Source organism: Paraburkholderia dilworthii, assembly GCF_000472525.1.
GTDB lineage: Bacteria > Pseudomonadota > Gammaproteobacteria > Burkholderiales > Burkholderiaceae > Paraburkholderia > Paraburkholderia dilworthii.
In genome coordinates this window covers 8,987-31,072 of sequence record NZ_KI421431.1, presented here as the reverse complement: position 1 = coordinate 31,072, position 22,086 = coordinate 8,987, and the positions used below count along the sequence as shown (strand labels likewise).

General features: G+C 61.6%; 19 protein-coding genes, 2 tRNA genes, 1 pseudogene and 1 riboswitch. Of the genes and pseudogenes, 11 read left to right on the top strand and 11 right to left on the bottom strand.

What is annotated here, in order from left to right:
* Window position 1: 1 nt before the first annotated feature.
* Genes F759_RS0135815 through F759_RS0135780 form a run of 8 tightly spaced genes read right to left on the bottom strand, consistent with a single transcriptional unit; the run spans window position 2 to window position 7,852 of the window.
* Complete coding sequence (locus tag F759_RS0135815) at window positions 2-1,615, bottom strand: HAL/PAL/TAL family ammonia-lyase (RefSeq protein WP_027803955.1); 1,614 nt, start codon at window positions 1,613-1,615, stop codon at window positions 2-4.
* Complete coding sequence (locus F759_RS0135810; protein WP_027803954.1) at window positions 1,602-3,326, bottom strand: glycosyltransferase family 2 protein; 1,725 nt, start codon at window positions 3,324-3,326, stop codon at window positions 1,602-1,604. The genes F759_RS0135815 and F759_RS0135810 overlap by 14 nt, the downstream gene beginning before the upstream one ends.
* Entirely contained in the window at window positions 3,326-5,035 is a 1,710-nt protein-coding gene (locus F759_RS0135805; protein ID WP_027803953.1) for an AMP-binding protein, read from the bottom strand. Before F759_RS0135805 ends, F759_RS0135810 begins: the two co-directional genes overlap by 1 nt.
* On the bottom strand, window positions 5,032-5,706 hold the full coding sequence (locus tag F759_RS0135800; RefSeq protein ID WP_027803952.1) for a COG4648 family protein: 675 nt from the start codon (window positions 5,704-5,706) through the stop codon (window positions 5,032-5,034). The genes F759_RS0135805 and F759_RS0135800 overlap by 4 nt, the downstream gene beginning before the upstream one ends.
* Window positions 5,706-5,957, bottom strand: a complete 252-nt coding sequence (locus F759_RS0135795) for an acyl carrier protein (protein WP_020069032.1) — start codon at window positions 5,955-5,957, stop codon at window positions 5,706-5,708. Before F759_RS0135795 ends, F759_RS0135800 begins: the two co-directional genes overlap by 1 nt.
* 3 nt (window positions 5,958-5,960) lie before the next feature.
* On the bottom strand, window positions 5,961-6,260 hold the full coding sequence (locus F759_RS0135790; RefSeq protein WP_027804154.1) for a phosphopantetheine-binding protein: 300 nt from the start codon (window positions 6,258-6,260) through the stop codon (window positions 5,961-5,963).
* Window positions 6,235-7,029 carry a lysophospholipid acyltransferase family protein gene (locus F759_RS0135785; RefSeq protein WP_027803951.1) on the bottom strand — a complete coding sequence of 265 codons (795 nt, stop codon included), beginning with the start codon at window positions 7,027-7,029 and terminating at the stop codon, window positions 6,235-6,237. Before F759_RS0135785 ends, F759_RS0135790 begins: the two co-directional genes overlap by 26 nt.
* A complete protein-coding gene (locus F759_RS0135780; protein WP_027803950.1) occupies window positions 7,013-7,852 on the bottom strand; it encodes a beta-ketoacyl synthase chain length factor in 840 nt (279 codons plus the stop codon). Before F759_RS0135780 ends, F759_RS0135785 begins: the two co-directional genes overlap by 17 nt.
* 522 nt (window positions 7,853-8,374) lie before the next feature.
* Window positions 8,375-8,593, top strand: a riboswitch (yybP-ykoY riboswitch).
* Window positions 8,594-8,602: 9 nt separating this feature from the next.
* On the opposite strand from F759_RS0135780, the gene F759_RS0135775 reads away from it, so the two are divergent.
* Window positions 8,603-9,175, top strand: coding sequence for a TMEM165/GDT1 family protein (locus tag F759_RS0135775; RefSeq protein ID WP_027803949.1), 573 nt, complete (start codon window positions 8,603-8,605; stop codon window positions 9,173-9,175).
* A gap of 59 nt (window positions 9,176-9,234) precedes the next feature.
* Here F759_RS0135775 and F759_RS0135770 read toward each other — a convergent pair whose 3' ends face one another.
* Entirely contained in the window at window positions 9,235-9,936 is a 702-nt protein-coding gene (locus tag F759_RS0135770; RefSeq protein ID WP_027803948.1) for a DUF4136 domain-containing protein, read from the bottom strand.
* 252 nt (window positions 9,937-10,188) lie between these two features.
* Here F759_RS0135770 and pepN point away from each other — a divergent pair, with 252 nt between their 5' ends.
* From pepN to F759_RS0135725, 7 genes and pseudogenes are all read left to right on the top strand, one after another.
* Window positions 10,189-12,894, top strand: coding sequence for an aminopeptidase N (gene pepN, locus F759_RS0135765; protein ID WP_027803947.1), 2,706 nt, complete (start codon window positions 10,189-10,191; stop codon window positions 12,892-12,894).
* Window positions 12,895-13,096: 202 nt separating this feature from the next.
* Window positions 13,097-13,379: pseudogene (locus tag F759_RS39980) on the top strand (type II toxin-antitoxin system RelE/ParE family toxin).
* A gap of 16 nt (window positions 13,380-13,395) precedes the next feature.
* The gene (locus F759_RS0135750) at window positions 13,396-13,851 is read left to right on the top strand and encodes a HigA family addiction module antitoxin (RefSeq protein ID WP_027803946.1); all 456 of its coding nucleotides are present in this window, start codon (window positions 13,396-13,398) and stop codon (window positions 13,849-13,851) included.
* Window positions 13,852-13,981: 130 nt separating this feature from the next.
* Window positions 13,982-14,998, top strand: a complete 1,017-nt coding sequence (locus tag F759_RS0135745; RefSeq protein WP_027803945.1) for a class 1 fructose-bisphosphatase — start codon at window positions 13,982-13,984, stop codon at window positions 14,996-14,998.
* Window positions 14,999-15,052: 54 nt separating this feature from the next.
* A tRNA-Thr gene (locus F759_RS0135740) sits at window positions 15,053-15,128 on the top strand.
* 968 nt (window positions 15,129-16,096) lie between these two features.
* Window positions 16,097-16,246: a hypothetical protein gene (locus F759_RS43575; RefSeq protein ID WP_006050185.1), complete on the top strand. Its 150-nt coding sequence runs from the start codon at window positions 16,097-16,099 to the stop codon at window positions 16,244-16,246.
* A gap of 283 nt (window positions 16,247-16,529) precedes the next feature.
* On the top strand, window positions 16,530-17,126 hold the full coding sequence (locus tag F759_RS0135725; RefSeq protein WP_027803944.1) for a chorismate mutase: 597 nt from the start codon (window positions 16,530-16,532) through the stop codon (window positions 17,124-17,126).
* A 107-nt stretch (window positions 17,127-17,233) separates the two neighbouring features.
* Here the strand turns inward: F759_RS0135725 and F759_RS0135720 are convergent, their stop codons facing one another.
* On the bottom strand, window positions 17,234-18,391 hold the full coding sequence (locus F759_RS0135720; RefSeq protein WP_027803943.1) for an exonuclease domain-containing protein: 1,158 nt from the start codon (window positions 18,389-18,391) through the stop codon (window positions 17,234-17,236).
* A gap of 878 nt (window positions 18,392-19,269) precedes the next feature.
* Here F759_RS0135720 and F759_RS0135715 point away from each other — a divergent pair.
* Together F759_RS0135715 and F759_RS0135710 are read left to right on the top strand one after the other, a co-directional pair.
* Window positions 19,270-19,533: a hypothetical protein gene (locus F759_RS0135715; protein ID WP_027803942.1), complete on the top strand. Its 264-nt coding sequence runs from the start codon at window positions 19,270-19,272 to the stop codon at window positions 19,531-19,533.
* Between the two features lie 537 nt (window positions 19,534-20,070).
* Window positions 20,071-21,216, top strand: coding sequence for a porin (locus tag F759_RS0135710; RefSeq protein ID WP_027803941.1), 1,146 nt, complete (start codon window positions 20,071-20,073; stop codon window positions 21,214-21,216).
* A gap of 102 nt (window positions 21,217-21,318) precedes the next feature.
* On the opposite strand, the gene greB is transcribed toward F759_RS0135710, so the two are convergent.
* Window positions 21,319-21,888, bottom strand: coding sequence for a transcription elongation factor GreB (gene greB / locus F759_RS0135705; protein WP_027803940.1), 570 nt, complete (start codon window positions 21,886-21,888; stop codon window positions 21,319-21,321).
* A gap of 120 nt (window positions 21,889-22,008) precedes the next feature.
* Here greB and F759_RS0135700 point away from each other — a divergent pair.
* Window positions 22,009-22,085: transfer RNA gene (locus tag F759_RS0135700), tRNA-Arg, on the top strand.
* The last annotated feature ends 1 nt before the right edge of the window (window position 22,086 follow it).

Genomic DNA, 22,086 nt, shown 5'->3' with positions numbered 1-22,086 from the left:
TTCATGCTTGCGGTCCTCCGCGATAGTCTTGCAGCAACTCGCATGCGGCGATGCGCGCGGTCAGTGCACGCAGATCGTGTTCGAGCGCGCGGTCTTCGTCGACGAAAGGCGATTGCGCGCCCACGCTTTCCATGAACGTTTGCAACGGCGCGGGAACCGGCGTCGCGGTGTCGATTCTCAAGCGCAACCGCGCAGCCTGCACCGTGGCAAGCGTATGCGCGGCGGCCACCTGCTCGGTCAACTCCAGCACGCGCAAACAGTCGCGCGCAGCGATGGTGCCCATGCTGACCTTGTCCTGATTGTGCGCCTCGGTGGAGCGCGAGAACACGCTGGCGGGCATGGTGTTCTTCAGCGCTTCAGCCGTCCACGCGGACGACGAAATCTGCACGGCCTTGAAGCCATGATTGATCGCGGCACGCGCGGATGCAGCGCCCGTCAGATTGCGCGGCAAGCCATTGTTGAAGTTCACGTCGACCAGAAGCGCAAGTTGCCGGTCCATCAGGTCGGCGAGATTGGCGACGGCGACCTTCAGCGAGTCCATCGCGAACGCAATATGACCGCCGTAGAAGTTGCCGCCGTGCAGTACACGCTCGTTATCCGGGTCGATCAGCGGGTTGTCGTTCGCGCTGTTCAATTCGTTTTCGATGTCGCGGCGCACCCAGCTCAGCGCATCGCGCGCCACGCCGATCACATGCGGTGCACAGCGAATCGAATAGCGATCCTGCAAGCGGTGGCCCGGCGTATCGTCGCGGCCTTGCAGATCCTCGCGAATCCATGCGGCGGCTTGCGCCTGGCCGGCGTGCGGCTTCACCTCGGAGAGCGTCGCGTCGAAATGCGCGGCGCGGCCGTCGAGGGCGACGGTGCAAAGCGCGGTCAGGCGCGCGGTGAGCCGCGTCAGATGATCCGCGCGAGCGAACGCGAGACATGCGAGGCCCGTCATCACCGCCGTGCCGTTCATCAACGCAAGGCCTTCTTTCGGTGCGAGCGTAAGCGGCGTTTGCCCGAGTTCGCTCCATACGTCGCGCACGTCACGCAGATGTCCTTCGAACATGACTTCGCGTTCGCCCGCGAGTGCTGCGGCAACATACGAGAGCGGCGTCAGATCGCCGCTCGCGCCGACCGAACCCTCGGCGGGAATACGCGGCAACACACGATGATTGACGAGGTCCGCGAGGCGTTCGAGCAGCACCGGGCGCACGCCGGAAAAACCATACGCGAGCGAGTTCAGACGCGCGGCGATGACGGCGAGCGTCTGCGCGTCGTCGAGATACTGGCCCATGCCGCAGCCGTGATAACGCGTGAGTTGCAGCGGCAAGGCTTCGACGAGCTCCATCGGTACGTCGACCACGCAGGCATCGCCGTAACCCGTGTTGACGCCGTAGACCGTCGCACCGGCGGCCAGGTGCCGGCGCAGAAAATCCGCGCCGCGTTGAATACGGGCGCGCCATGCGGGGTCCGCGTTCAACGCAACCGGCGCGCGATGCTGGGCAATCGCAACCACCTCCTCGATGCTCAGCTTGCGCCCGCCAATCACCACTTGAGCCGCATTGCTGCCGCGATGGGAAGCCGCATGCACGCCGGCATCCGGCGTGTCGATCAGATCATGTTCGGCCATTCGCGCCTCGCTTGGGGCGAGCCCAGAAATCGAAGAAATTGAACCATTGGTAAGGTGCCTTGCGACAGTAGTGTTCGAGACGCGCCGCATAACGCTGCGCCCAGGCCGCGAGATGCTGGGCGCGTTCGCGGCGCGGCAATTCGATGCGCTCCGCGAACGGCTCGAAATAAAGGCGATAACCGTCGCGCTCTTTCAGACAGAAAAACAGATAGACGGGACAGCCGAGTGCATGCGCGAGCACATACGGACCTTGAGCGAACGGTGCAGTCGCGCCGAGAAAACGCGCCTCGGTGGTGCGCCCGGCTTCGTGCGCGGGCACGCGGTCGCCGACGATCACCAGTAACTCGCCGGCGTCGACGCGCTCCTGCATCATCATCGCGGTTTCGGGGCCAAAGTCCGCCACTTCGAGCAGATGCCGCGTGAACTCGCGATTCGCGGACGCCAGCACGCTGTTGAAGCGGCGCGCATGTTCCGTATAGACGACCGCCGTGACTTTCGCATACGCGCCCTGTGCGGCGAGCGCACGCGTCATCTCCAGATTGCCGAGATGCGCGCCGATCACGAGCGCGCCCTTGCCACTCGCGACCAATGCTTCGAACGCCGAGGGATCTTCGAATTGGACGTCTGCATTGTTGACGCGCCCCGACCACGCAGCGAGCTTGTCGAAGCCCGATTGCGCAAATGCCAGCATGTGACGATACGCGGAGAACCAGCCCGGACGAGGCGTATCGCCGTGCGGTGCGGCCTCGCACAAACGCCTGAAATAATTGGCCGACGCCTCGCGCGCGGCGCGTCCCGTCAGCAGAAAATAAGCGACGATCGGATGCAGCCACAGCGCGGTGAAACGGCGGCCGAACAGCTTGCAACTGAGCGCGAGCAACGACATGCCGAGATGACTGCCACGTTCGGCGATACGCCACCAGTCCTGCGCGTTCGGCTCGCTTCGTGTATTCGCGAGCGTGGCGCGCCGGGGCATGAACTTATGCGCGAGCAGCATCGGCAGACGCACGAGCATGCCGCACACGAGCCGCGTATGACTGCGGCTGATGCGCACGTTGTCCCACAGCACGTCGAAATGCGAAACGCCGTCGTTCGCATAGGTGACGCGCGTCGGGATCGAGCGGAATGCGGCGCGCCGCCAATAAAGGCGCACCAGTATCTCGATGTCGAAGTCCATGCGCGTGGGCAGTTGCACGCTGTCGATCAGATCGCAAGCGAGCGTAAGCGGATACGAACGGAAGCCGCACATCGAATCGCGAATGGTCAGCGAGAGCGTTTCGATCCACACCCACACATGCGTCAGATAACGGCCGTAGAGACGCGCTTTCGGCACGCTCTCGTCGTAGACGGGGCGGCCTAGAATCACCGCACCAGGCTCTGCGCGCGCCGCTTCGATGAAGCGCGGCACGTCGCTGGCGTCGTGCTGGCCGTCGGCGTCGATCTGCAACGCGTGCGTGTAGTTGGCTTCGCGCGCGGCGCGCAGGCCCGCCATCACGGCCGCGCCTTTGCCGCCGTTGACCGGCAGGCGCAGCAACGTGAGCTGCGCCGCGTAGTCGCTCGCGAGTTGTGCGAGCACCTGCTGAGTTGCTTCGTCGCTGCCGTCGTCGACGATGAAAATCGGCAAGCCGTGTACCGCGAGATGCGCGACGGTCGCGCCGATGGCGTCCTTATGGTTGTAGATCGGGATCACGATGCAGGGAGCGAAGCTCATCACGCACCCTCACGATAGACGATCACGCCGGACGCGCATTCGCGCTCGTTCAACCGGTATGCGAATTGCACTCGCCGACGCGCGGCATCGTGCGCGAGCGTGAGCGTGAGCACGGCGCCAGGCGGCACCGGCGCCATGAACTTCAATCGATCGATCGACGCAAACCCGCGCACGCATGGCAGTTGCTCTGCGGCAAGGCGCATCGCCCAATCGACCTGGACCACCCCCGGCAGAATCGGCAAGCCGGGGAAGTGGCCGGTGAAATGCTTGAGTGTGGGCGGCACGCGCAACTCGTAGTGCAGTGTGTCTTCACTGCCGCCACTGCGGCCACAGCGGGCTTCGGCGAGCACTTCGACACCTTCCGCACGTGGCTCGAACGCGGCGGCAACAGCGGACACCGGCAGCTTGCCGCGTTCGTCGAACGGCAACGCGAGGCGAAAGCGCCAATGACGCGGCAAAACGACGACATCGAAATAATCGGCGAGGTGGCGCCGCAAAGTTTTCGCGAGCAGCACGCGGCCTGCGTCGCGCAATGCCTCGTTGCCGGCTTCGGTCAACGCCACTACTGCACCGACGCGTTCACGCGCGCCGCCTTCGAGCGGCACGATTGCCGCTTGCACGACATACGGATGCAGCGCGAGGCGCGCTTCGAGTTCCGGCAGCGACACGCGCTTGCCATCGAGCTTCATCACGCGATCGAGGCGGCCTTGCAAACGGAAGCGGCCTTGCGCGTCGAAAGCGATTTTGTCGTCGGTGCGATGCCAGCCGCTGTGGTCCAGATGCGGCGAGCGCACGTTCAGCGCGCCCTCCTCGTCGCGACGCACTTCGATGCCGGTCACCGGTTGCCACGCATCGGTCTGATCCTGGCGGCGCCATGCAATGCCGCCCGTCTCCGTGCTGCCATAAATTTCGAGCGGCGCGGCGCCGTAAGCCGCGGCATATTCGTGCGCGGCTTCGAGTGCAAGCGGACCGCCCGACGAAAAAAAAGCGCGCGGCGCGGGCGTCAATGCGGCGAAGCCAGGCAACGCGGGCCAGCGCGATAACTGCGCGGGCGTCGACACGATCGCGGCCGCGCCGCACTGAGCAAGCTGCGTTTGCAGATGCAGCGGTTCGATGCTGATCTCACGGTCGAATGCGCGGCCGGCGGCCAGCGGCCACATCACGCGGAACAGCAGACCGTAGATGTGATGATGCGGCACGCTCGCAAGCATGGTCGCGTCGCCAATCAGAGCGCCCCACTGCTTCTCGAGCGTATGCACTTCCGCGTTGAACTGCGCGAGCGTTTTGCGGATCGGCTTGGGGCGGCCGCTGCTGCCCGACGTGTAGAGCGTGAGCGGTGCTTGCGGGTCGATGCGTGCGTTCAGCGTATGAGCGTTATCTTCTTGTGTATGGGAAGGCAGCGTAGCGTCGGTGAGCACGACATCGTAGGCGTCGGCGAGATCGGCGAGATAACCGGGCGTCGCGTTCGCGGGAATCACCGGCTCCTTGCCGCATGCGAACAGCGCGAACAACGCGCAGGCGAAATCGAAGGGATCGTCGATACACAATGCGTAGCGCTGTGCCGCTTCCGATTGAATGACCGCCAGCAGCGTCGCAACGCGTGCGCGAAATGCGGCGCGATCGAGTAGCAAACCGCGATCGCGGCATACCGGAGCCTCGGCAGCGTCTGCATCGAGCGGAGTCGACAACAGATCGTGCAACGCGATCATGCGGCCTCCGAACGCGCGGCGCGCGGCAGCACCACGAGGTAGCGCCAAATGACCTCGGCGATCAGCAAAACACCGATCAGCACATAGGCAATCGCACCGTTATAAAGCGACCAGCTTGCGCGGCTCCAGTAGAGCGCGGTATAGGCGGAGAAAGCACCGTTCAGCAGAAAGAACACACACCACACCTGAGTAACGCGCCGCGTGTGGCGCACTGCGCCCGGCGGCAGGTCGGGCTTGCCGAGGCGCGCGAATTTTTCGATCATCGACGGCCCGCGCACGAGCGTCGCGCCGAACGCGATCAAAAGACCGAGATTGACGAGCGATGGGTAGAGGCGCAACAGTAGTTCGCTGTTGGTCAACACGATGGCCGCCGATGCGCAGCTCAGCAAACCGACCACCGTCCAGTCGATTGCCGACAGGCGGCGCAGCGAAGTCGCGACAGGACCGCTGCCGGCCCAGCGCTGCAACCACAGGATCGCGAACAGCATGCAGCCGACATAACGCGGAGTGTCCCAACGCCATGCGCAGAGGATCAGCGCCGGATACGCGAGCTTCACCAGCACTTGCACGACTGCCTTGACCCAATGACGTTCACCGGCGAGCGAAGGCGCGGCAACGCGCGGGTCAGTACACGGCCCCGCCGCCGGCGTTCGCGAGCGCGCTGCCGGCATCAGCCTTGGGCCGCCAGCAGCGATTCGACCGCACCGATCACGTCGCCGACCGTGCGCACCGACTTGAACTCTTCCGGCTTGATGCGGCGGCCGGTCATCTCCTGGAGTTTGATCGCGAGATCGACCGCGTCGATGCTATCCAGGTCGAGGTCTTCGAACAGATGCGCGTCGGGCGTCACGCGCTCGGGCTCGATTGCGAAGTTCTCTTTGAAGATGGCGCGGATGCGCTCAAGAATCTCTGCCTCGGACACGGTTTATTCCCCTTTTCTGTTGGTTTCGTTCGCAGCGTGCGCCGCTTCGCGCTGACTCGCAACCAGCGCGGCCAGCGTGCTAATCGAGCGGAAGTGTTCGCGGGTGCGTTCGTCATTCGCCGCAATGGTCAATTGATATTGTTTGCGCAGCACGATGCCGATTTCGAGTGCGTCGATCGAATCGAGACCGATGCCGTCGGTATCGAACAACGGTGCGTCGTCATCGATATCGGCAGGGCTCAGGTCTTCCAGATCGAGAGCTTCGATCAGGAGCTGCTTAATTTCCAGTTTTAAAGAATCCATAGTCGAACAGGTGCTGAGTAATGTGTGCTTCGACGGCGCTCGTCACGCTGCGCGCAGCGAGAGCCGGTGTAGTGTCGTCTGCCGCGAGGCGGTCCGCGCCAAGCGGCGCGAGCACGTTCACGCGCATGCGGAACGCTCGTGCGGGCACGTCGTACCAGCGCATCTGCTTCGTGAATGCGGGTGGATCGCAATCCATCAGCACCGGCACGATCGGCGCGCCGGCCTTCAACGCCATATGCGCGAAACCGCGCGAAAACGCATGCAGGCGGTTCGGCGCGGGACTGCGCGTGCCTTCCGGGAAAATAATCATCGTATAGCCTGCCGCAAGCTGCCTCGCGCCGGCTTCGACCAGTTCCGACGGATCGGCATTGCTCACGTATTCCGCCGAGCGCACGATGCCCCAGAAACAGGGATTGCTCCAGTGCGCGTTCTTGACGACGCAGCACGCATGCGGCGTGAGTGAGAGCAACACCATCACATCGAGATACGTGGGGTGATTCGCCACCACGATCGACGGCTTGCGCGTGCGCAACGCGTGCACGCCGGATACTTCGAGTTCCATCACGCCGACTCGCTGCAATACGGCGACGAGCGCGCGGAAGAACCAGTGAATCACGCCCGTCACCGCGAACTGCCGGGACGCGCGGTGCGGCCACAGCCACGCGAGCGGAAACACAAGCACCGAAAACAGCACGCCGCAGATGCCGAACACCACGAAAGCCATGCCCGTGGCGAACAATCGCCAGGCGTAGTCAAGCCGCGCGGTCATGCCATCTCCAATGCCAGACTGCTCCGGCGCCTTGCCAGGCAGCGGGGGTGCCGGTTTCCAGACAATGCAGCAGCGCCTGGCTCTGCGTGGCGAAGCGGGCTTCGGGTTGGCCGGCGTTGTGCGATTGTGCTGCGCCGGCTGCGTCGGTTGCCGGGCTTTGACTCAGCGCCAGGTTTTTTGCCGTTGCGCCAGCTTCGGTGCTTGCAGCCGTTGCAGCCGTCGGGCTGGCGTCGCCCTGCCCGACTGCCTGCGCTGGGTCCGGGCCGCCGGCCGCCGAGCGCTCACACACCAGATCGCCCAACGCGCCTTCGCTTCTCAGCAGAATCGCAACGGCGCCGCCCTGCACTTCGTCCTCGATCGTGCCGTATGCGGGATCGGCGGGTTCGTCAGCGTAGACGAGCAACACCGGCGACGCGGGCTGCATGGCGTATTGCGCATACGCCTCCAGAAGCGCATAGCCGAGCGTTTCGGGACCGGCCGAGATCGCGCTCGCTGCCGAGCGGTCGCCGCGCGCAATGCCGAACACGCCTGTCATTGCATTGAGCACCGACAGGCTGAACGCGGTCGGCGAGACTGGCTCGCCCGAGCTGATCGCGCGAAGGATGTCGGTGGTGCGGCGCAATTCCCCATGCCGCGACGCGAACACGACGCGGGCCTCTTCGGCGCCGACACAATCGTGCGCAACCTTCAGCGCGGTTCTGGATAGCGTGCTGAGACGCCGCCGCACGATCGGCTCGATAAAGCCGATGTCGGGTGCGGCAGATGCGTCGGCAGGCCAGCTAGACCAGCGAGCGACCGGAATGGTCCAGTGAGGATCGGGCATATCGGTGTTCGCGCGTAGAAGCAAGGAGAGGCTGAAGCGCCTGACGAAATACACAGCGTCACAGTGTATGGGCCGCGCGGACCGGCAATTTTCAGCCGGGAGGCAATCCAGTCTTCTTTTGTAGGGTTCAGCGAATTAACGGCACATTGGCCAGATTATTTAGGTCCCTCTGACAATTCGCCTTGTGGTTTGGCTCGGGCTCCCGTGGTGGCCGAAATCATACTGAATATTCTGGATTAAATCAGCCGGAAAAGACGTATCCATCTGTATCCGTCTCACCTTTGCCACGGTGCGCTTCAGGCGGTATTCCAATTTGCGGACGTTTCGGGCAACGCCTTGGGAATACACCTATAGCCGTGGCTTTCCGCACCGGATTCGGCGTCACTCCAATCGCGGCACTTACGCGAAATCATTGCAATACTTTCAATTAACTTTCTGCGAACGATGTTGCAGTTCAATACATTCATCTTTCCGCCGCTCGTGTCAGCGGCAAAAATATCTCACCGTCACGCCTGATATAATCCGCCCCTCATTGGGGAGTAGCCGCCCCGCGGCACGTTCGTCCGGCAGTCAGGCCGGGCCCGTAGAACGTCGACTCGCGGGGGCGCCTGTCAACAAACTCGGCCATCACGGCCGTGGCAGCCGCAGCCTCCGGCCTGGCGAGACCGATGACCCACACCCCGTCGCAATTGGGCCCGGCGTGTCGTGGGTCGTCGCTCGTTCATTTCTCGGCCCGGGGATTCAAACAACGTGATCCACGCTTTTCTCATTTCGACCGGAGCGGTCGCGCTCGCGGAAATCGGCGACAAGACGCAATTGCTGTCGCTCGTTCTTGCCGCGCGCTATCGCAAGCCGGCGCCGATCATTCTCGGCGTGCTGGTCGCGACGCTCGTCAATCATGCTGGCGCGGGCGCGCTGGGCGCGTGGCTCGGCTCGCTGCTTACGCCCACGGTGATGCGCTGGGCGCTGGCCATCTCGTTCGTCGGCATGGGTTTGTGGATTCTCGTGCCCGACAAACTCGCCGACGAAGAAGCCAACACGAACCGCACGCACCTCGGCGTGTTCGGCGCAACCGTCGTGGCTTTTTTCCTCGCCGAAATGGGCGACAAGACGCAAATCGCGACCATTGCTCTGGCCGCGCGCTTTCACGACTTCTTCGGCGTGGTGACCGGCACCACGCTCGGCATGATGATCGCGAACGTCCCGGCGATCCTGCTCGGCGACCGTTTCGCGCATCGGCTGCCAACCAGCCTCGTGCACGGCATCGCCGCGGTGCTGTTCGTGGTTCTCGGTACGATGGCGCTGTTCGGCGCCGCAGCCTGAACAGGACGCCGAGATTTGAGCCCCTTGCCGGATCGCGCGGCGCCGCCCTCACCGTTCTGTCACTGCACGGCTTTCGCACCGGACGCAGCCACCGGCGCGGATGCCGCTGCGGCGGGCACCGCCGTTTCGTTGGATGCGCCCGCCTTCTTGTCGAGTGGAATCTTGACCGTACGCACGACACCATTGCCGAGCGGGAAGTCAGCAAGCGCGCTGCGCGCCAGATACGGCATGGCCCTCACGAGCGACGACTCGCCGCCCGAGTTGCGCGCGGTCACGTTGTAGACCTCCTTGCCCGTCGCCCGTTCGGTGATCCGCACGCCGAGCAGATGCGTGAAGACCGGGTAGCTCTGGTTCACATATCCGGCGGGAAACGGCCCCCACGGTCCCCACGGATCGAACGGCCGGCCCCAGCCCCAGTACGGCGCGGGCCACGGGTTGTAGTACACCGGCTCGGCGACTGTTACCAGGTCCGAGCGAATTCCATAGGAGACTCCGACCAGATAGCGCGCCTCTGCACTGCCGACCTGGCGGAATGCATGCGTGGCCAGTTCGTTTGCGACGATGCGTTCGTAGGTGGTCAGTTCGAGGTTGTTCCGCTGTTCCGGCTCGCGCGTGAATGCATACGTGCGGGTCGCGTCGCTGCCGCTCCAGTCGGAGAACGCGGTGACCTGCGTGGTCACGTAAGTCGTGCAACCGGACAGCAGCACTACCAGCGCCGCCAGCAGCAGCATGGCGCGGCGCGCCCACGGATTTGTTTTCATGGTCTACCTCGTGAAGCGTTTTCGTCGGCTCGTGTTCTGTTCGTATTGTACGTAGACCGCAGGCCATGCCCGCCGTTCCGATCCAGTGCCGCGCAAGCGTCTTTTGCCCGCGCTGGCGGTCATACGCGTGCCTCCCGATAGCGCAAAAAGTTCGCTCCGCACGATTCGCCGAGGCTTTGTACAATGGCTCGACAAGCCCGGCTCGCGTGCCTCCGTGCGCCGGCCGCTCGAGTCCCATCACTACAGAACGCTATGGCCGATACCGCAACGCCCAATGTCATTCGCCGCGCCGATTATGCGCCGCCTGCCTTTCTGATCGACACCGTCGAGCTCGAGTTCGATCTGCTGCCCGAACGCACGGTCGTGAAGAACAGCATGCGCGTGCGCCGCAACCCGGACGCGTCGCGCGCCGCGCATCTGGAGCTGATGGGCGAGCAACTGGAGTTCGTCAGCGCCACGCTCGACGGCCAGCCGTTTCCGAACGCCCATGCACACGAGCACGGCTTGCTGCTCGACAACGTGCCGGAGAACTTCGAGCTTACACTCACGAGCATCTGCAATCCGGCTGCGAACACGACGCTCTCCGGCCTTTATGTGTCGAGCGGAAACTTCTTTACGCAGTGCGAGGCGGAGGGCTTTCGCCGCATCACCTATTTCCTCGACCGGCCGGACGTGATGGCCACCTACACGATCACACTGCGAGCCAGCAAGGCCGATTATCCGGTGCTGCTGTCGAACGGCAATCTGCTCGAAGAAGGCGATCTGCCGGACGGCCGCCATTTCGCGCGCTGGGAAGATCCATTCAGGAAGCCCAGCTATCTGTTCGCGCTCGTGGCCGGCAAGCTGGTTGCGCTGGAAGAGCGTGTGAAGACGGGCTCGGGCAAGGAAAAGCTGTTGCAGGTGTGGGTCGAGCCGCACGATCTCGACAAGACCCGTCACGCGATGGATTCGCTGATCAATTCAATTCGCTGGGACGAAGAGCGTTTCGGGCTCGAACTCGATCTTGACCGCTTCATGATCGTCGCGGTGAGCGACTTCAATATGGGCGCGATGGAGAACAAGGGGCTCAACATCTTCAACACGAAGTATGTGCTGGCGAATCCCGAGACGGCGACCGACACCGACTTCGCGAACATCGAGGCCGTGGTTGGCCACGAGTATTTTCACAACTGGACCGGCAACCGCGTGACCTGTCGCGACTGGTTCCAGTTAAGCCTCAAAGAAGGCCTGACGGTATTTCGCGATCAGGAATTCTCGGCCGACATGGCAGGCGGCCAGACCGACGGCAGCGACGAAGCCGCGCGCGCCACCAAGCGCATCGAAGACGTGCGCGTGCTGCGCCAGATGCAGTTCGCCGAAGACGCCGGCCCAATGGCTCATCCAGTGCGCCCGGAAAGCTATGTCGAGATCAACAACTTCTACACGATGACGGTCTACGAAAAAGGCGCCGAAGTCGTGCGGATGTATCAGACGCTGTTCGGCCGCGACGGTTTTCGCAAAGGCATGGATCTGTACTTCAAGCGGCACGACGGCCAGGCCGTGACTTGCGACGATTTCCGCCACGCGCTCGCCGATGCGAACGGCCGCGATCTCGCGCAGTTCGAGCGCTGGTACAGCCAGGCGGGCACGCCGCGCGTCTCCGTGCGCACGCGTTACGACGCCGCGCAGCGGCGCTATAGCGTGACGCTCGTACAAGGTTACGGCGACGCCGCGCCGGCCGCGCGCGAAACGCAAAAAGGCCCGCTGCTGATTCCGTTCGCGATCGGGCTGATCGGCAAAGACGGCAATGATCTGCCGCTGCAACTGGAAGGCGAGGCGCAAGCTTCGGATTCGACCACGCGTGTGCTCGAATTCACACAGACCGAACAGTCCTTCACGTTCGTCAATGTCGTGCAGGAACCGTTGCCGTCGCTGCTACGCAATTTCTCGGCGCCGGTGATCGTCGAATACGATTACCCGGCGGACCAGTTGGCGTTCCTGCTCGCGCACGACAGCGATCCGTTCAACCGCTGGGAAGCCGGTCAACGGCTCGCCACGCGCGAGCTGCTGACGCTCGCCGGGCGGGCTGCAAGCGGCGCAGAACTGCAACTCGACGACTCGGTAACCGCCGCGTTCGCACGCGTACTCACGGACGAATCGCTGTCGCCGGCGTTCCGTGAACTCGCGTTGATGCTGCCGTCCGAGGCGTATCTCGCCGAGCAGATGGCCGAATCGAATCCGGCTGCCGTGCATTCCGCGCGGCAGTTCGTGCGCAAGCGCCTTGCCAACGCGCTCAAGGACGAGTGGCTGAAAATCTACGAAGAGCACCGCACGCCCGGCCCGTACGAAGCCACGCCGGCGGCGGCAGGCCACCGCGCGCTGAAGAATCTGGCGCTGTCCTATCTCACCGAGCTCGACGATCCGGCCGAAGCTGTACGGCTCGCGTCGGCGCAATACGATGCGGCGAATAACATGACGGACCGCGCGGCGGCGCTGTCCGCGCTGCTCAATGCATCGGCGGCACATGGCGGCAGCCCGAAAGCGCAGCATGCGCTCGACGACTTCTATCGGCGCTTCGAGAAGGAACCGCTCGTGATCGACAAGTGGTTCGCTTTGCAGGCCACGCAGCGGGGCAGCGCGCAGCGTCCGGTGATCGACGTCGTACGCAAGCTGATGACGCATCCGGCCTTCAATCTGAAAAATCCGAATCGCGCACGCTCGCTGATTTTCAGCTTCTGCGCGGCTAACCCCGCGCAATTCCACGCCGAAGACGGCTCGGGCTACGCATTCTGGGCAGACCAGGTAATCGCGCTCGACGCGATCAATCCGCAAGTGGCCGCTCGCCTCGCACGCTCGCTCGAATTGTGGCGCCGCTTCACGCCCACGCTGCGTGAGGGCATGCGCGCGGCGCTGGAGAAAGTGGCATCGCAGGTCAAATCCCGCGACGTACGCGAAATCGTTGAAAAGGCGCTCGCGTGACGCACGTCTGAGCGCGGTTATCGCTCTTGAAAAGCCGGCACGCCTGCCGGCTTTTTTTCGCCTTTTGTTTTCAGACGACTCGGGCGGCGCAGGCTCGCGTCGACGTTAGCCATCTGGCTGACTGTTCGTTCGCGCCGCGAGGGGTGAAAGTAAACACATTCATTTAACGGTTTACGTTTAACGAATGACGTTATATCATCCCATGATTACGACATTTTGGCGACAAAGCTACGGCGAGAATCTTTCAGGGCAAGTTTGTGCATGCGCTGCCGCGTCATATCCAGGCGCTCGCGTACCGCAAGTTGCTCATGATCGACGCGGCGAACTCCATTCACAGCTTGCACACGCCGCCCGGCAATCGGCTCGAAGCGTTGCAAGGCGAGCGCAGCGGGCAATGGAGCATTCGGATCAATGCGCAGTGGCGCATCTGTTTTCACTTTATCGAAGGCGAGGCGCTGAATGTTGAGATTGTCGACTATCACTGATTATTGGGAGACCGGCATGGTCATCAAACGCTCCGATCTGGACAGTATCGATTTCTCAGACATCGACGCGGGAAACAGCATCGAAGAGATTCATCCGGGCGAGATTCTGCGTAGCGAATTCCTCGAACCGCTCGGTATGTCCGTCAATGCGCTCGCGCTTGCGTTGCGCGTACCCGCGCCGCGCATCAACGACGTAGTCCGCGGCAAGCGCGCGATCTCGGCCGACACCGCGCTGCGGCTCGAGCGCTATTTCGGCGCGAGCGCACAGTTCTGGCTCAATCTGCAAATCGCATACGACCTGCGCGTCGCCACGGCGGCGGCGGGCGAACAGATCGAACGCGAAATCGAACCCATGCCCAAGGCGGACCGCCCGAAGCTGCCGAAGATATCGGCGGAGCACGCTCGGGCCGCGGCACTCGCAGCGAGCGTGAGCGGCATTGCCACGACCGGTAAGGCGCGGCGCAAAGGCTGATCGTGTCGGTCATCCGCTGCCGCTCGGCCCGACAGAGCGCCGTTGCATGTGCGCTTCGATGTCAAAAGCACGGAGCGGACACACCGAGCGGTTAAAATCGGGATATTCCTCAAGCCTCTGGAGTACAGCAATGTCCTTGCAACGTCGTACCACTCTTACGAAGTACCTGATCGAGCAGCAGCGGGAAACCAATAACCTGCCGGCCGACCTGCGGCTTTTGATCGAAGTTGTCGCGCGCGCATGCAAGGCGATCAGCTATCACGTCAGCAAGGGTGCGTTGGGCGACGCGCTAGGCACGGCGGGCAGCGAGAACGTCCAAGGCGAGGTGCAGAAGAAGCTCGACATTCTGTCAAATGAGATTCTGCTCGAAGCCAACGAATGGGGCGGCAACCTGGCAGGCATGGCATCGGAGGAAATGGAGCAGTTCTTCCCTATCCCCGCCAATTATCCGAAGGGTGAGTATCTGCTCGTGTTCGATCCGCTCGACGGTTCATCGAACATCGACGTGAACGTTTCCATCGGCACGATCTTTTCGGTGCTGCGCTGCCCGGACGGCCAACAACCCACCGAGCAGTCGTTCCTGCAACCGGGCACGCAACAGGTCGCCGCGGGTTATGCGGTGTATGGGCCGCAAACCGTGCTGGTGCTCACTACCGGCAATGGCGTTAACTGCTTCACGCTCGACCGTGAACTCGGTTCGTGGGTGCTTACGCAAAGCGATATGCGCATTCCTGTCGAAACGCGCGAGTATGCGATCAATGCGTCGAACGAGCGCCACTGGTATCCGCCGGTCGAGCAGTACATCGGCGAACTCAAGCAGGGTAAAGACGGTCCGCGCCAGAGCGACTTCAATATGCGCTGGATCGCCTCGATGGTCGCGGACGTGCACCGTATTCTGAATCGCGGCGGCATCTTCATGTATCCGGCCGACAAGCGTACGCCGGACAAACCTGGCAAGCTGCGGCTAATGTACGAAGCGAATCCTATGGCGTTTATCGTCGAACAGGCGGGCGGCGCTGCAACGAACGGCGAGAAACGGATTCTGGACATTCAGCCGAAGAGCCTGCATGAGCGCGTCGCAGTGTTCCTCGGCTCGAAGAACGAAGTGGACCGCGTAACCCGCTACCATCTCGAAACAAAAAAGTGATTCGAGGACTTGCCAAGCCAATAAAGAAGTCCCTATAATCTCGTTTCTCCTGATGCCGGAATAGCTCAGACGGTAGAGCAGCGCATTCGTAATGCGAAGGTCGGGGGTTCGATTCCTCTTTCCGGCACCATCAAGATTCAAGCAAAAAGCCCAGTCCTTGCGACTGGGCTTTTTGCTTTTCGTCGACCTCTTCGGCTCGCTTCCTAGCCGCGCAAGTTAGGTGGTCTATCGAAGTGCGCAATCGTGCTGAGGTTGCGCGCGACGACTGCATCGCTCGTGTCCCATCAGCCTGCTTCTGTCCCGCGCGCTGCGTGCCGCTATAGGCACCATAGGCGGCGATTGCCTCCTGGGGCGCTGACGGAAACCACGAAATGCGGCCGTCATATTTCGATCCCGACCTGGCGTCCATTCCAGTAAACAGCGTTTTCCATGACCGACTCTCTGAAGGCGGTGAGAACCATCTTGCGCGTCGGCGGCCGGCGCCCGTTGCTCACGCACCGTGGACCGCCGATACCAGTTCCGATCATAGGAGCCGATGTTGGCGCGGCCGACCTTCTCATCGAATCAGACGATGTTTTGGCGCAAAGTGCGCGATGTGAATACCGGCAGCATGAAGTGGCCCACGAAATTTGCGGACGTCACTACATTTCTTGGTCGCGTTTTAAAGTTTTGTAAGTCGTCAACGAGGTGGTGAATCGTTCGTTTACTGAGTAAAGGACTTGTGCCCGATAAACGTCCCTCGGTAATAAACGAACGTTCGCCTTTAATCGGAAAATGGTTCCGATGCGGCATTGCACAAACTTCCACTGAATCGGGGAATACCCGGAATGGACTAGGGGAGTGAGTGCTTGAAACGGTGCGACTCTTACGGGAAACGCCCGCCACGCAAGGCCCGAGGCGAATAAACCGAAGAATCGCTACGTGAACCGTGCGCGAGACCGCAGAAGAATGAAAGCATTGAATCTATAAATTTAATCAGAACACGTGCCTGAAATGGTGCGCTGTGCCGTTAAAGCAACAAAGAAGGCGGGATGCTGATCGGACGCTGGTGCAAAACGGGGCCCGAGGCCGATAATCGGTTTGTAAAGGAGATAGACCATGGATGCGAAACCACCGAAGATTCCGACCCCGGATAAAGTCTTTAGCCCGGATCCGGAACCTGTCGGCGTCGAATTTCTGGGGGCCGAACTGCCGGAGCACGTGCGCGCCTTTTTCGACGAACAACGTAAGTCGTGCGACGCGAAGTAATAGACACTGGCGCGACGTGGTAGCGGCCCTCGTGTTTACCGCACGAGGCGCGGCTGCTCGCCCGTTTCTGAAGTGCTTTTGGCCGCTTGCGTCAGTCAGGCGGATTAGCGCCGCCTAGTGTCGCTGCTCTCGCTCCAGATTCAGGTTCGAGCGCGCCGTTGCTCGTGAACTGCCCGTCTGCTGCCACTTGCAACATCGATTGCCTGCGGGCGAGAAATCGTCCGCGACGACACATCGTCTATTCTCTGGTTTTCTTCCGCGGCCGTCCGGCCGTCGTTCACCCATGAATCGTTTGTTTCGCTTTGCCGCGCCCTGCGCGCTTGCGCTCTTCGCCTGCCTCGCCTTTACGCCCGTCTCCGCCCTAGCAGACGGCGACGATACGGCGCTCACTAATCTGATCGCGCTCGCATCACAGCGACTTGCGCTCGCGGAGCCGGTGGCGCGCTGGAAGTGGGCCAATCATCAAGTGATCACCGACACGCCACGCGAACAGGCGCTGCTCGCCGACGTGGAGAGACGCGCGGCAGCAGCCAACGTCGATCCGGCGTTCGCGCGCGCCTTCTTCCAGGATCAGATCGACGCCAGCAAAGACGTGCAGAACGCGCTATTCGCAAGCTGGCGTGCAACGCAGCCGCCGCGGGAGCCGGCGCCCGACCTCGCGGCCAGCACGCGGCCCCAACTGGATCGCCTGACGCAATCGCTCGTCGCCGGCCTTGCTCGCGTGCAACCGCTGCGCGCGGCGCCGGATTGTCCGACGCGCGTCGCACAGTCGCTGGCCAACTGGAAATCCCTGACTCGCTACGACTCGTCGCGGTCAAACGCATTGACTCGCGCGCTTGGACACGTGTGTGCAAGCGGCGGTGTCGGCGCAACCGGCTGACAGCGCATAAGACCGAAGGCACCGTGACGAAGACGACATTTGCGCCGACGGAACGACGCAAATTTGCGTGACTGCGCAACGCTGACTGCGCGATCAAGCAAACGCAATCAAACGAGGCCTACTGCGACAGGCACGGTGCACGCCGACACGCTCAGCGGCATCATCTGCAAACCGCGTGCGAGGTGGCTTTGCAGAATTTTGTACGTCGACGGCTCAAATCCGCCGGTCACACGCGAAGCGTGTAGCTCCGTTGCCTGCGCGAGCGACGGCGCATGGCCGATGTAGCACCACTGGTCGACGACATGAAAAGCGCGCGCCTGCGACGCCTCTTCACGCTCCTCGAAAACGACCGGCCCCTGAAACGGCCAGGGCGCGCCGGCAGGATCGCTTTTCGCGACGCGCGGCACGCGGTTGTGCCCAGGCCGCAGCGTCGCAATCCACTGCGCCTCCGCCAGCATCGCGCCCAGTTCGCCGCCGGTCGCGCGCCACTCGACGCGCCTCACCTGCTGCGCGAGCCGTATATCCTTTGACGAACGCCGCTCGCCTGTCAGATGCGCGCGAAGCCGCTGACGGACACGCACGCTCCGCCCGACGTACAGCGGCAAATCGTCGTCTCCATAGAATGCGTAGACGCCGCATCCCGCAGGCGCGGTCTCGAGCAGGTCTTCGGTAATATCGCCGGCAAGCCGATAGCGCCGCGTGGTGCGCTCGATCTGCGTGCGCAACATGTCCAGCGGCACGAGACCATGCAGACGCTGCCAGAACTGCCAGATCAGATCGGCGTCGGCAAGCGCGCGATGGCGATCGGATGGCACGAGCGAGTGACGCTCAACCAGTGCATCGAGCCCGTGGCGCTTTTCAGCCGGGAACAGCGCGCGCGATAGGCGCACCGTACACAGTACGTCCGGGTCGAATGAAAGACCGGCGCGGCGGAATTCGCCGCGCAGAAAACCCCGGTCGAAGCTGGCGTTATGCGCGACGAACAGTTTGCCCTTGAGCCGCGCGAACAGTTCGGGCGCAATGGCGTCGAATGTCGGTGCCCCTCGCACCATCGCGTTGGTGATGCCGGTAAGTTGCTGGATGAACGACGGGATCGGCTGCTGTGGGTCGACGAGGCTGCTCCAGCGCGTGACGCCCGTCGGCCCCACTTCGACGACGCCCACCTCGGTGATGCGATGCTCGTTCGTCGAGCCGCCAGTGGTTTCGAGATCGACGAAGACGATTGGCTCTTTAAGGGCCGGTTCTGCCAAAAACTGTTCAGACATGAAAGGGATGCTTGGACGCGTGACTTTGCGGCAAGTATGCACTAGTTAGCGGCCGTTGACTTTGGGAGTACGGCGCCGATCGTATCCGCCCTACCCTTCGACAGCTCTTTTCTTGGGTCGCAGCCTTTGGCTAGCGACATCGATTCCAGATTCTTCCATTTACAGCCTTGACACCGAATTCAATACTTCTTCAGATCGAACCATTCCGGGGAAAAAACCTACGGATTTCAGGCGAGGGCTTGTTACGAATTCATGTCGGCATGACGCCAAGCCGCGGCGTTGTGGGGCAGAACGGCCGGACATTCGCTACGGCTTGCCTTTCCGGACCCGCCTTGACGTCGAGCATACGTGGTAATTCTCGTTCAGCGATCTGAACGCTTCAATGCAGATGTCCAAGAAGTATCCAAAGAGACGGTCACTACCCGTATCCTATGTAGTGAAGCCAACCCCTTCCGTCGTTAAACTATCTGGTAATACCTAGTTTCAGTTCGTGTTTCTTTACGAATCATCAATTGGGCAATGCCCTAACGCCTCAATGGATTGCCGTTCACTTATCGAGAATATTCTAGATGCATTGCACATTTAGAGGCGGTTCCGAATTCGGCTTTGCCGTGATCGGAACTGAAAGCTATTGCCGAGGTTATTAGTCGCTTAAGCACTGCGTCCGAGGGCAGCAATGATTCGATGACGTACACGTAGATCATTAGATACATGCACACGGTCCAAGACTACTTCAAACTACCCGAAAGGAAATATTTGCCGGCATAAGGCGGAAAGTAACAATTTGTGACTTTGGTAAGTGTTTCTCCGGGTATTCGCGGAAGGTGCCGAACCTCATCATAAAGTCAGTACCTGCAGTAATGCATAAGGAGATTGCCATGCAGCTATTTGAAATCCGCCGCCTCCTTTCGAAGCTCATTCCCCGTGGCTTGCTGTCGCAGGCGCAAGCGCAGGACGCGTCGCGCGGCGAATCGGACCGGGGCACGCCGTCAGCCTTGGAAGTGGACCCCATGTGGCACGGTGACCACTGGCAGAATTTACTGTCCTCGCCAATGGACGCGCGCCGCTACGTAATGGAAGACTGGAGCGCCACGACGGCCACCGAGTGGTGGAACGCCGATCACGCCGCATCTGCGCACTGATTACCAATCACACGCCGCCACATCGACGCGCCGATGAGACGAAAAAAAAGCGCGACTGGGAAGTCGCGCCGACAAAGGTTTGGAGATCTTTTTCGTCAACGAAAAAGTCCGCTTCGGAAAGCAGAACTTTCAGTATAGCGTTTAATCCCTCATTCGATTATTCACACAAATAGCAATCGTCTGTTGCTCGAATCACAACAATGATTGGGCAATTGGCGGCTGTTGTTTTTCTGCATCGAATTAGCGTCGCACTTTAGCAACGCAATTGTGCGCGCGTTTCTCGGATAACTTCCTCGCACACTGTAGAGCCCCGTCTAGCGGGGCTTCTAGCGGATTCGCATATCGTTTCCGATCGCGTAATACTTTATTGCAGGAATCGAAACGTCCATTCGTCAGAGGCTCTCTCTACACTTTGCGTAACCGGAAACCAGCGCCCCGCCGTTAAGGCGCACTTTGCACGGATACGCCTCTCGCAGCGCCCGTTCGAAGGTTCCCGAAGCACGATTCACTGCCCACTCTTGCTCTCGGAGTAACAAGATGAAAAAGACTCTCATGGTCGCGGCCCTCACGGGCGTTTTTGCAACTGCGGCGCACGCGCAAAGCAGCGTCACGCTGTACGGCTTGATTGACGCCGGCATCACCTACACCAACAATCAGCACGGCCACAGCAACTGGCAACAAACGAGCGGCTCGGTGAACGGCAGCCGCTGGGGTTTGCGCGGGGCTGAGGACCTGGGCGGCGGCCTGAAGGCTATCTTCACGTTGGAAAACGGCTTTGGCATCAATGACGGCTCGCTGAAGCAAGGCGGTCGCGAATTTGGCCGCCAGGCATTCGTCGGCCTGTCGAGCACCCAGTTCGGCGCGGTGACGCTCGGTCGCCAATATGACAGCATGGTCGATTTCGTCGGCCCGCTGGCGCTGACCGGCACGCAATACGGCGGCACGCAGTTCGCCCACCCGTTTGACAACGACAACCTGAACAACTCGTTCCGCGTCAACAACTCGGTGAAATACACGAGCGCAAACTATGGCGGCTTCAAGTTCGGCGGCATGTACGGCTTCTCGAACCAGGCTGATGGCTTCGCCAACAACCGCGCCTATAGCGCGGGCGCGTCGTACAACTGGGGCGGCCTGAACGTCGGCGCAGCGTACCTGCAACTGAACAGCAACGGCGCGACCGGCGCGGCTGCGGCGTTCAACTCGGGTGGTGCCGTGTCGAGCGACAATACGTTCTTCGCTGGCCGTCAGCAGACGTGGGGCGCAGGCGCCAACTATGCGTTCGGTCCGGCAACCGTCGGCCTCGTCTATTCGCAGACCAACCTGTCGGGCCTCGCCGGCATCGGCGCAGGTGCATCGGGTCAAACCGGCGGCATCGGCTTCCCGAGCAACAGCGCGCACTTCCAGAACTTCGAAGCAAACGCTCGCTACGCTCTGACGCCGGCTGTGAGCATCGCCGGTTCGTACACGTACACGCGTGCAAGCCTGGCCGGCACACGTCCGCACTGGAACCAGTTCAATCTGCAAACGGCGTACGCATTGTCCAAGCGCACGGACGTCTATCTGCAAGGCGAATACCAGCAAGTCAACGAGGGCGCTATCGTTGGTGCAGACATCAACGGTCTGGCTGCTTCGAGCAACAACAAGCAGGTTGCTGTGACGGCAGGTCTGCGTCACCGCTTCTAAAGCGGCGGGCAGTACTCGCAACATCGAAGGCGCCGTTCGCGGCGCCTTTTTTATTGTCCGTCGACAACAGTTTATGCAGGTCAGCTTCGATGTGACAGGAGACTAGCCGCCGCTATCGGGCGGCGGATATTTGACGTCGAGTATGTCGATCGGCTGCGGACCGGCCGGCGTGTACAACGTCACCGTGTCGCCGACCTTCGCCTTCAGCAGCGCCCGCGCGATCGGCGAGATCCAACTCACGCGTCCGATATCCAGATCGACCTCGTCGATACCGACAATCGTCACGCTGTGTTCCTCGCCGTCTTCGGTCGCATATTCGACGGTCGCTCCGAAAAAGACCTGATCGACGTTCTCCTGCTTGCTGCTGTCGACAATCTCCGCGAGATCCAGACGCTTAGTCAGAAAGCGGATGCGCCGGTCTATCTCGCGCAGGCGGCGTTTGCCGTAGATGTAATCGCCATTCTCGGAGCGGTCGCCATTAGACGCGGCCCACGACACGAGCTTGACGACCTCAGGCCGCTCCACATCGATGAGATGCAATAGTTCGTCGCGCATGCGGCGGTAGCCGGCAGGCGTAATGTAGTTTTTTGTACCCGCGGGAATGTCCGGCTGGGCGACGTCGAGATCGTCATCGTTCTCTTCACTCGACTCTTTGACAAAGGCCTTGTTCATGATGATCCATAAGCTGCAGCAAAAGACTGCCTCACTAGGGTACACGATCATGCCAACGGGACAAATCGCAGTTACACGCTTCCCTTTTTTGAAACCTTTGCTATAATCTCGTTTCTGCGTGCGGCTGTAGCTCAGTTGGATAGAGTACTTGGCTACGAACCAAGGGGTCGTGGGTTCGAATCCTGCCAGCCGCACCAC

Coding starts and splice junctions, on each gene's coding strand:
- F759_RS0135715 (WP_027803942.1), top strand. CDS start 19,270: ATGCAGCTATTTGAAATCCGCCGCCTCCTTTCGAAGCTCATTCCCCGT.
- pepN (WP_027803947.1), top strand. CDS start 10,189: ATGGCCGATACCGCAACGCCCAATGTCATTCGCCGCGCCGATTATGCG.
- F759_RS0135720 (WP_027803943.1), bottom strand. CDS start 18,391: ATGTCTGAACAGTTTTTGGCAGAACCGGCCCTTAAAGAGCCAATCGTC.
- F759_RS0135805 (WP_027803953.1), bottom strand. CDS start 5,035: ATGATCGCGTTGCACGATCTGTTGTCGACTCCGCTCGATGCAGACGCT.
- F759_RS0135770 (WP_027803948.1), bottom strand. CDS start 9,936: ATGAAAACAAATCCGTGGGCGCGCCGCGCCATGCTGCTGCTGGCGGCG.
- F759_RS0135790 (WP_027804154.1), bottom strand. CDS start 6,260: ATGGATTCTTTAAAACTGGAAATTAAGCAGCTCCTGATCGAAGCTCTC.
- F759_RS0135725 (WP_027803944.1), top strand. CDS start 16,530: ATGAATCGTTTGTTTCGCTTTGCCGCGCCCTGCGCGCTTGCGCTCTTC.
- F759_RS0135815 (WP_027803955.1), bottom strand. CDS start 1,615: ATGGCCGAACATGATCTGATCGACACGCCGGATGCCGGCGTGCATGCG.
- F759_RS0135785 (WP_027803951.1), bottom strand. CDS start 7,029: ATGACCGCGCGGCTTGACTACGCCTGGCGATTGTTCGCCACGGGCATG.
- F759_RS0135800 (WP_027803952.1), bottom strand. CDS start 5,706: ATGCCGGCAGCGCGCTCGCGAACGCCGGCGGCGGGGCCGTGTACTGAC.
- greB (WP_027803940.1), bottom strand. CDS start 21,888: ATGAACAAGGCCTTTGTCAAAGAGTCGAGTGAAGAGAACGATGACGAT.
- F759_RS0135710 (WP_027803941.1), top strand. CDS start 20,071: ATGAAAAAGACTCTCATGGTCGCGGCCCTCACGGGCGTTTTTGCAACT.
- F759_RS0135745 (WP_027803945.1), top strand. CDS start 13,982: ATGTCCTTGCAACGTCGTACCACTCTTACGAAGTACCTGATCGAGCAG.
- F759_RS43575 (WP_006050185.1), top strand. CDS start 16,097: ATGGATGCGAAACCACCGAAGATTCCGACCCCGGATAAAGTCTTTAGC.
- F759_RS0135810 (WP_027803954.1), bottom strand. CDS start 3,326: ATGAGCTTCGCTCCCTGCATCGTGATCCCGATCTACAACCATAAGGAC.
- F759_RS0135750 (WP_027803946.1), top strand. CDS start 13,396: ATGGTCATCAAACGCTCCGATCTGGACAGTATCGATTTCTCAGACATC.
- F759_RS0135780 (WP_027803950.1), bottom strand. CDS start 7,852: ATGCCCGATCCTCACTGGACCATTCCGGTCGCTCGCTGGTCTAGCTGG.